Origin of the sequence: Actinoallomurus sp. NPDC052308 (genome assembly GCF_040679195.1) — a bacterium.
Lineage (GTDB): Bacteria > Actinomycetota > Actinomycetes > Streptosporangiales > Streptosporangiaceae > Actinoallomurus > Actinoallomurus liliacearum.
This window is the reverse complement of the sequence record NZ_JBFAUM010000038.1, coordinates 60336-68764: the sequence shown is the minus strand read 5'-3', so window position 1 is coordinate 68764 and position 8429 is coordinate 60336. Positions and strand designations below refer to the sequence as shown.

The window sequence follows — 8429 nt, the reverse complement described above, 5'->3', positions numbered from 1 at the left end:
GCCCGCCCGCGCGCGGGGCCGCCCCGGCGCCCGGGCACGGGGGGGGCCGCGCCCCCGCGGGGCGGCCGGCGGACCGGCTGCGGCCGAGCGGACGCGCAGGTGGCGCGCGGGACCGGCGATGAGGCGAAGCGGCACGACGAGACGGCGGTTCTCATCGCCGTCAGGGCTGCGGTCAGGCCGCCTCGTGCAGGATCGCCGCCAGCTCGGCGGGCCGGTCGAACATCGGCCAGTGCCAGCCGGGCAGCTCCCTGTAGGCCCCGTCGTCGACCGCCATGTGGCGGAAGGCGGGGACGATGCCGATGTTCGCCCGGACCTGCTCCACCGAGAAGCCGCACAGCACGTGCAGCCGTGGGAGCTTCTCCCAGGCCCCGGTCAGCCGGGCCGGAGCGGTGACGGTGGCCCACGGCTGCGGCACCGACAGCTCCTCGAGCCGTTCGAGCGTGCCGCCGGGCAGTTCGGCCGCCCCGGCGGCCATCTGCGCCCACGGCGGGGGCGGCAGGCGCCAGCCATCCCCCGCCGTACGCACCAGCTCGGCGTTGCGGTCCTGTTCCTCGGGCGAGGCGAACTCCGCCTGCGACATCCCGTCCGGCAGCGGCCCGCTGTCGATGAACACCAGCCGAGAGATCCGATCCGGCATCCGGTCCGCCACGCTCGGGATCACCACCGCCCCGGCGTAGCTGTGCCCGACCAGCACGACGTCGTGCAGGTCCTCGTAGCGGATCAGGTTGAGCACGTCGGTGACGTGCGTCTCCAGGTCGGTGTCGGGCCGGGCCAGATGCGCCCGCTCCCCCATCCCGGTCAGGCTGAGCGGGTGGACGTCGTGCCCGCGGCCGCGCAGGTCGGCCGCCACCGTGCGCCAGGCCCAGGCGCCGAGCCAGAACCCCGGGACAAGTACGTAAGTCGTCATGACCGGCACGCTAGGCCGGATACAGGACAGTATCCGCCCGGTATTCGCGAGACACTTCAGACGTGACCCGACCCACCGCCCGAGTGCTCGCCCTGCTGGAGATCCTCCAGGCCGGCGGCACCCGTACCGTCGCCGACCTCGCCGACCGGCTCGGCGTCGACGAGCGCACCGTACGGCGCTACGTCGACCACCTGATCGACCTGGACATCCCGGTCCGGTCGGTACGCGGCCGGTACGGCGGTTACCACCTCGCCCCCGGATACCGGATGCCCCCGCTGATGCTCACCGACGAGGAGGCGCTGGCCGTGCTGCTGGGCCTGTTCGCCGGTCGGCGGGCCGGGCTGGTGACCACCTCCGCCGCGGCGATGGAGAACGCCGCCGCCAAGGTACGCCGGGTGCTGCCCGCGGCGCTCGGCCGGCGGCTCGAGGCGCTGCTGGCGACCGCCGAGTTCACCGCTCCGGCCCGGCCCGTGGCGTCCCCCGAGGCGGGCGTGCTGCTGGTACTGGCGGAGGCCGCGCGGCACCGGTGGCCGGTCGCCATCGGCTACCAGGCGTGGGGCGGACGGCGCAGCGAGCGCACCGTGCACCCGTACGGGATCGTCCTGCACTCCGGGCGCTGGTACGTCACCGGAGCGGACTCGGCCAGCGGCGAGGTCCGTACGTTCCGGCTGGACCGGATCGAGAGCGCGACGGCGTTGCAGGGTTCGTTCGAGGTCCCCGAGGGGTTCGACCCGACCGCCCGGGTGCTGTCCGGGCTCACCGAGGTCCCCTACCTGCACGAGGTGTCACTGCGGGTCCAGGGCACCGCCGAACAGGTCCGCTCCCGGCTCCCGGCCGGCATCGCCACCGTGCAGGAACTCCCCGCCGACCCCGCAGAGGATCCCGCCACGCCCCGTGACCTGCCGGTCCCCGCCGAGCCGCCGGCGATCTCCGGAGCCGAGGAGGGCGGCGATTGGGTACGGGTCCGGCTGCGGGCGGAGCGGCTGGACTGGGTCGCCGGCGTACTGGCCTGGCTGGACCTCACGTTCGTGATCGAGTCCCCGGACGCCCTACGCGACAACGTACGCGCCCTGGCCCACCGGCTCACCACCTGCGCCGACACCGCCCCGGATGCCGGCGTAGAGACGACAGGGCCGGTCACGCCTGCAAAGCATTGAACCGAAGGACATGGGAAGGGCATCTCGTGCCGGGTCGTCCGGACGGAGGGTTGGCCGGTCCGCTGCCAGCGGTTCCAGACATTTTTCGGGTCCTTCCGTCGCGTTGACCTACGGCTGTCGCCGCAGACCCGCAGAAGACAGCCCCTGCTTCCCTGGCCTTGGCCACTCGCACGGCCGACCTCACCCGCCACCGCGGCGGGGACTTCCGCAGCATCGGAGGACGGCCCCGTCGAACCTTCCTTTGTTCCGCTCAAGCCAGGAGACACGGCGGATCAGCGGCGCGAAAGGGAGATCGGTTGCATTCCGTAGTCGTAGCCGGACGGTCCCCGGTGATCCCGAACAAACTCGGGTGTGTTGGTCCAAAAGGAGATCCATGAACCACCAGAAGCCGTCCGGTCTGCCGCAGGCTCTCGAGCGAAAGCTCGAGCGCTTCAGGACCCTGGTCGAGCTGGCCTCCGCCTTCGAGGCTGATAACAATCTCGACGAGGCCGAGAAGGCCGAGGAGCTGGCTCATCAGACGCTGACGAGCGCGCTGCCCGACTGGGCGGCGGCCACGGCTCAGATGTTCCAGGCCCAGGCCGCGGAGATCGCGAAGCTCGCCAAGGCGACCCCGGACGACTTCCGGCAGCTCGACGAGCGCCGGCTGCAGGCCATCGTGACGCTGCTCAAGACCGCCGGCACGCACATGGAGGCGTTCCGCGCGGCGGCCGACCAGATCATCGAGTCCGGCCGCTGAAATAGAGGACGGTCCGGCGGTGTCCCGCCTCCAGGACCGGTCTTCCAGCCAACCCCCGAGCCCCCGGCCGTACGGCCGGGGGTTCCTTCCGACTCCGGCCTGCGATGACCGCCTCAGCCGCGAACTCGGCCCGAAGGCCGGCCGACAGTGAAACCACCCATGGGTGTTCCGCAGAGGACGGCATCATCCCTGCCGGCAGCGCGGCCGCCACCACCGCCTGTCGCGCCTCGTCACTCACCAGGGGTGCCGCTGGTCGGCGGCTCGTTCGATCAGCGCGCGGGTGCGCACCGGCAGCTCTTCGCGGAGGGAGATCACGGTGCTGGTGCGCACGACGTCGGGGACAGCGAGGAGTTCTCCGGAGACGCGGTGCAGGTCGGCGGTGTCGCGAGCGACGACCTTCAGCAGCAGGTCGGCCTCGCCCGTCGTGGAGTGCATCTCGATGACTTCGGGGAAGTCCGCGAGGGCGGCGGTCGCACGGCGCCCGGTGGTCTGACTCAGGGCGACGGAGACGAACGCGACGAGGCCGTACCCGAGGGCGGCGGGGTCGACGCGGCGCGAGAACTCCCGTACGGCGCCGGCCGCCTGGAGCCGCTGCAGCCGGGCGTGGAGAGTGTTGCGGGCGATGCCGAGCCGCTTGGCCAGGGCGAGGCTGGTGGCGTCGGGATCGTCGTCGACGGCGAGAAGGATCCGGGCATCGAGAGCATCCACACTGCGCAGTATGACACCCTCTGTCCCATACAGATGCCATCCTGCGCAATGAAACGATGGTCTGTTGCGCTGATGCCCATACCTTCCCCACAGTTCCGGCATGACCGATTCGCCTGCCCACCACCTTCCGGAATTGCTTCGTACCTCACCTTCGGCCCTCGCCGACCGGGCAGGAGTCCTCGAAGACCTGTGCCGCTACCTGACGGCGGCGTGGGAGTCGTTCGACCGCCCCCGACCGTGTGAGCCGGAGGTCGACGCGGGCCTGGTCGAGCGACTGCGAGGCCCGTTGCCGGGACAGCCGGACGACACGCGCGCCGCGCTCGATGACGCCGTGAACATCCTGGAGTCCAGCGTGTCGCCGTCGCGGCCGCTGTTCCTCGCCTATGTCGGCTCCAGCGGCCTGGAGGTGAGCGTGCTGGCCTCGGCGCTGTCCGCCGCCTATGACGCGAACCTGGCCACCGCCGCCGGGACCGCCGACCTGCTCGACCAGCAGGCCGTACGCTGGGTGGCCGACTTCGTCGGCTTCCCGCTGGGTGAGGGGCATTTCACCAGCGGAGGCCAGAGTTCCAACCTGACCGCCTTGCTCGCGGCGCGGGAGCAGGCGCTGCCGGGCTCCCGTGAGGAGGGGGTCGCCGGCCACCGGGCCACCGTCTACTGCTCGGACGAGGCGCACCACTCCATCGCGCGCGCCGTGGAGGCGGCGGGCCTGGGCCGCCGGGCACTGCGCCGGATCCCGACCGACGAACGGCACCGAATGCGCGTGGACGCGCTCCACGATGCCCTCGAACGCGACCGGGCGGCGGGTCTCACTCCCGTGGCCGTCGTCGCGACCGCCGGCACCACGTTGACCGGAGCGGTCGACCCCCTCGCCGCGATCGCCGACGTGTGCGAACGCCAAGGGGTATGGCTGCACGTCGACGGCGCCTACGGCCTACCGGCCGCCGCCACCTGGACGGCCGCGCACTGGTTCACCGGACTCGACCGCGCCGACTCCGTCACCATCGACGCGCACAAGTGGCTCGGCATGCAGAAGAGCTGCAGCGTCATCCTCGTACGTCACCGCGGCCCGCTACGAGCGGCGTTCGGCCACGAAGAGCGCTACATGCTCCACGCGGAGGACACCGGCAACCCGGTCGACCACACCTTCGAATACTCCCGGCCCTTCCGCTCCCTGCGCCTGTGGCTGTCGATGCGGGTCCACGGCGCCGACCAGTTCCGTACCTGGATCGAGGGCACGCTCGCCAACGCGGCGCTGCTCGCCGACGAGGTACGGGCACACGCCTCCTTCGAGCTGCTTCATGAGCCGATGCTGTCGACCGTCTGCTTCCGGCACGTCCCGCCCGGGATGAGCGACAGCGACCTCGACACCCACAACGAGCGGCTCGCCCGGGCCATGCAGGCCGACGGCCGCGTCTTCCTCGCGCCGGCGATCGTCGATGGCCGCACCTGCCTGCGCGCGTGCTTCGTGAACTTCCGCACCACCCCCGACGTCGTGAAGACCGTCCTGGAGGTGGCGGACGAACTGGGACAGGCGCTCCTGCTCGAAGAGAGGACTCCCGCCCACTGAACGGGCCTCGCGTCCGGATGCCGTACGGCTCCTGATCGCCTCGCCTCACGCGATCGATGCATTTCCGCCGCGCGGTATCCCCACAGGTGCTCTGTCGGTCGCGTCCTCTAGCATTCCGCGGCAGCTCATAGGGAGGTTCCGATGCGCAGGCCGGTCGATGGAGAGGTGCGTGTCCACTACGGGCGGCTCTATGTCCAGAGCGGCTCCAAGCACATGCCGGATCTGGACGATGCCTTCGCCGGGCAGACGTCAGGACTCTGCGGGGCCGCCGTGCCGGGCTTCCTGTGGCTGGTCACCGGGCTGCACACCGGCGATGTGGGCTTCACCGTCGAAATCCATGAGCACGCGCCGGAGCTGGACCCGGAATGGGCGGACGTCGTGGAGGTGTCCTTTCGCCCACAGACCTCCCACACGTTCCTCGAACTCTGGGGCGGCGAAGGCGCTTGGGAGCTGAACCTCGCGCAGATCGACTACCGGGTGCGCTACTGCGCGCAGGGAATGGACGAGGGCCACGCCCTGGACACGCGGGTGGACCAGCCGCAGGCGGACCGCTATCTGCTTCAGTTCTGGGCAGCCCGGCCCGAACCGGACCGGATCGTACGGCAGACGTCCGAGATAGCCGCCTACTGGCACCGATCCGTCCGTGAGCTTCCGCCGCCTCCCATGACCGCCGAACGCGCCGGGGCCGAGCGGCAGGCCCGCGCCGAACGCAAGCGCGCCGACCACGAACGGCGGCGCGAGGCCGAGCGGTACGAGTGGGGCGGCCGGTTGCCGACCGACGCCTTGCGCGCCGCCCCGAGCGCGTTGGGCCTCGTGCGGTACGACGCCGACCTCGTGCACGCGCTCGATGCCGCAGGACCCGGCGTCCAGCGCAGGGTGGCCGCGTTCGCCGCCCGGAGCGCCGCCACGACGGCCGGTCCCGCCGACCTCGACTGGGTCGCCCCGGCCCTCACCGCGCTCGCGCAGGGACGTCCGCTCCCCTCCCCCTTCGACGACTGGGACCGCATGTGGCGGTCCCTGAAGGCCGACCCGAACGTCCCGGACCGCACGGTCGGCGAGGCCAATCCACCCCCGATGCCCCACTCCCCGCCGCCTCCGGGCCGGCGGCGCGGGCTCGAAGTCGAGACCGCCGTCGTGTCCTCGACGAAAAGCCCTTTGAAGCCGCCGCGGATATCGCAACCGCACATGGCGCTGCCCGCGGTGTTCCATGCGGGTCGGCCCAACGCACTCGAGGCGGCCATCGCGGCCGTGTCGGCCGCCGTGCACACGTACGGCGAGGACTACCCGGCGTTCCTCCGGGAGGTCTGGAATGTCTGTTCCGCCCTCTCCGAAGGCAAACTTCCCCTGCAGGACCCCTACGCCGTCCCAGCGCCCGCCCAGGGCTCCGACGAGGCCGGCACGCTGCCCGCGCCCATCGTCCCGGAGGCCGTCGACGGCCTCCTCGACACCGAGCTCATCGACGGCGTCACCGTGCGGATCCCGGCTCATCACGCCATGGCGGCGGGCGCCGTCGTCCAGGTGGAGTGGGTCGTCGACCGTTCCAGCACCGTCCAGTGGAATCCGATCGCGCAGCCGGAGACACCGATGGAGTTCACCTTCGACATGCAGCACGCCTACGCCGCCGCGTATCGAGGCGGCGTGGAAATCTTCTACACCCTGTTCCAGGACGAGGACACCATCATCGCCAGATCGAAGACGCTCACCTTGAACGTCCGCTAGAACGCCCAAGGCGTGGTGTGCTGCCGGCGATCCGTGCCGCGATGAGTGCGAGTGTGAGCCCGACCACGGTGACAGGAGTGAGGGGCTCCCCGAACATCACGGCACCCCAGATGGAAGTGACGGGTGCGATGAAGAACATCAGGCTGTTGACCGGAGTGACACCGATGCGCTGGACCAAGAACCAGTAGAGGCCGTAGCCGCCAAAGGTCGCAAGCAGGATCAGCCACGCCATGGCGATCCAGAACGAGAGCGAGGAAGGCGGGGTGGCGGTCCGGGTGGCGACGGCGAGGACGGTGAACACGATGGCCGAGATGGTGCAGTGGATCGCCAACGCCTGCAACGGCGGGGTGAGTACGTTGGCACGGCGTTCGAGGATCGTGGACGCGATGAGGCTGAGCATGCCGATGAAGGGGATCAGATAGGCCCACCGGGGTGCCTGAGACGCGGGCAGGGAGGCGTCGGTCCAGCTGACGAGGATCGCGCCGACGAGTCCGAGCACCAGCCCTGCCCACTGACGCCCCGCCACTGCGACGCCGAGTAGCGGGCCTACGAGCGCGGCCGCGACGAGTGGCTGCACGCCGTCGATGAGGGCGGTGGTGCCCGTGCTCACCCCGAGACCGATGGCCCAGTAGACGGTGAGCAAGTACCCGGACTGCGAGAGCAGACCGATGAGCACGTGGCGTGCCACGTCACCCCCCGAGGGCAGTGCGGATCCTCGCCTGAGTCGTGTCAGCACGGCCGCGAGGAGGAGAACCGCCAGCGGTACGAACCGCCACATCAGGATCGTGGTGACCGGAGCCTCAGCGGCGCCGAGTTTCGCGCCGACGAACCCCGAGGACCAGCAGAGCACGAACGAGGCCGCGAGGACACTCGTCGACCATGCCCGCAGCGCACCAGGTATACCGATCCGTTTACTCATACGGCACGACTATACAGATCGGTATACCGGTGCGGTATCCTGGGCATCATGAGCGAGGCCATCGACTGGACCCCCAAGGCGCACGCCGTACTCCGGGCCGCCTCTGAACTGTTCTACGAGCGTGGCATCCATGCCGTCGGAGTCGATGTCATCGCCAAACGCTCCGGAGTCACCAAGAAGACGCTGTACGACCGGTTCGGATCCAAGGAGCGCCTGGTCGTGGAGTACCTGACGGAGCGCGACAGCCAATGGCGCAGCTTCCTCGATGGCCACCTGGCCCAGGCCGACCCGTCCCCGCGCGGCCAGGTCACCGCCGTCTTCAATGCTTCAGCGGCATGGGCGCAGGAACGAGGACGGAAAGGGTGCAGCATGATCAACGCGCACGCCGAGATCAGCGATCCCGCGCACCCGGCGTACCCCGTGATCGTGGGACAGAAGCGCTGGATGCTGGCTCTGTTCACCGAGCTGGCCACCGCAGCCGGCGTCGCCGATCCCCGACAGGTCGGCGAGCACATCATGCTGCTCCATGAGGGAGCCGTCGTGACCGCCGGCATGCGCGCCATTGCGGACCCTTTCACCAGCGCAGCCGTCGCCGCCTCCGCTCTACTGGAGTGAGGTGGCCCGTCTCCGCGGGCTTCGCGGAGAACGCTTGTGAACCGCAGGTTCAGATCGACTTGAGGACTCGGATGCGGTCGGCGATGGCGCGCCGGGCGACG

At 70.5% G+C, this 8429-nt stretch carries 8 protein-coding genes; 5 read left to right on the top strand and 3 right to left on the bottom strand.

Going from position 1 to position 8429, the window contains the following annotated elements; genetic code table 11:
- Positions 1 to 172: 172 nt before the first annotated feature.
- Entirely contained in the window at positions 173 to 907 is a 735-nt protein-coding gene (locus AB0L00_RS42050; RefSeq protein ID WP_364443326.1) for an alpha/beta hydrolase, read from the bottom strand.
- 62 nt (positions 908 to 969) lie between these two features.
- Here AB0L00_RS42050 and AB0L00_RS42045 point away from each other — a divergent pair, with 62 nt between their 5' ends.
- Positions 970 to 2064: a YafY family protein gene (locus AB0L00_RS42045; RefSeq protein ID WP_364443325.1), complete on the top strand. Its 1095-nt coding sequence runs from the start codon at positions 970 to 972 to the stop codon at positions 2062 to 2064.
- 373 nt (positions 2065 to 2437) lie between these two features.
- Complete coding sequence (locus AB0L00_RS42040) at positions 2438 to 2800, top strand: hypothetical protein (RefSeq protein WP_364443323.1); 363 nt, start codon at positions 2438 to 2440, stop codon at positions 2798 to 2800.
- Between the two features lie 234 nt (positions 2801 to 3034).
- Here AB0L00_RS42040 and AB0L00_RS42035 read toward each other — a convergent pair whose 3' ends face one another.
- Entirely contained in the window at positions 3035 to 3508 is a 474-nt protein-coding gene (locus AB0L00_RS42035) for an Lrp/AsnC family transcriptional regulator (RefSeq protein ID WP_364443321.1), read from the bottom strand.
- 100 nt (positions 3509 to 3608) lie between these two features.
- On the opposite strand from AB0L00_RS42035, the gene AB0L00_RS42030 reads away from it, so the two are divergent.
- Both AB0L00_RS42030 and AB0L00_RS42025 read left to right on the top strand, forming a co-directional pair.
- The gene (locus tag AB0L00_RS42030; RefSeq protein WP_364443319.1) at positions 3609 to 5075 is read left to right on the top strand and encodes an aminotransferase class V-fold PLP-dependent enzyme; all 1467 of its coding nucleotides are present in this window, start codon (positions 3609 to 3611) and stop codon (positions 5073 to 5075) included.
- Between the two features lie 141 nt (positions 5076 to 5216).
- Complete coding sequence (locus AB0L00_RS42025; protein WP_364443318.1) at positions 5217 to 6794, top strand: hypothetical protein; 1578 nt, start codon at positions 5217 to 5219, stop codon at positions 6792 to 6794.
- Here the strand turns inward: AB0L00_RS42025 and AB0L00_RS42020 are convergent.
- Positions 6775 to 7713 carry a DMT family transporter gene (locus AB0L00_RS42020; RefSeq protein WP_364443317.1) on the bottom strand — a complete coding sequence of 313 codons (939 nt, stop codon included), beginning with the start codon at positions 7711 to 7713 and terminating at the stop codon, positions 6775 to 6777. The genes AB0L00_RS42025 and AB0L00_RS42020 overlap by 20 nt on opposite strands.
- A gap of 48 nt (positions 7714 to 7761) precedes the next feature.
- Here AB0L00_RS42020 and AB0L00_RS42015 point away from each other — a divergent pair, with 48 nt between their 5' ends.
- Positions 7762 to 8328, top strand: a complete 567-nt coding sequence (locus AB0L00_RS42015; protein WP_364443316.1) for a helix-turn-helix domain-containing protein — start codon at positions 7762 to 7764, stop codon at positions 8326 to 8328.
- Positions 8329 to 8429 lie beyond the last annotated feature (101 nt).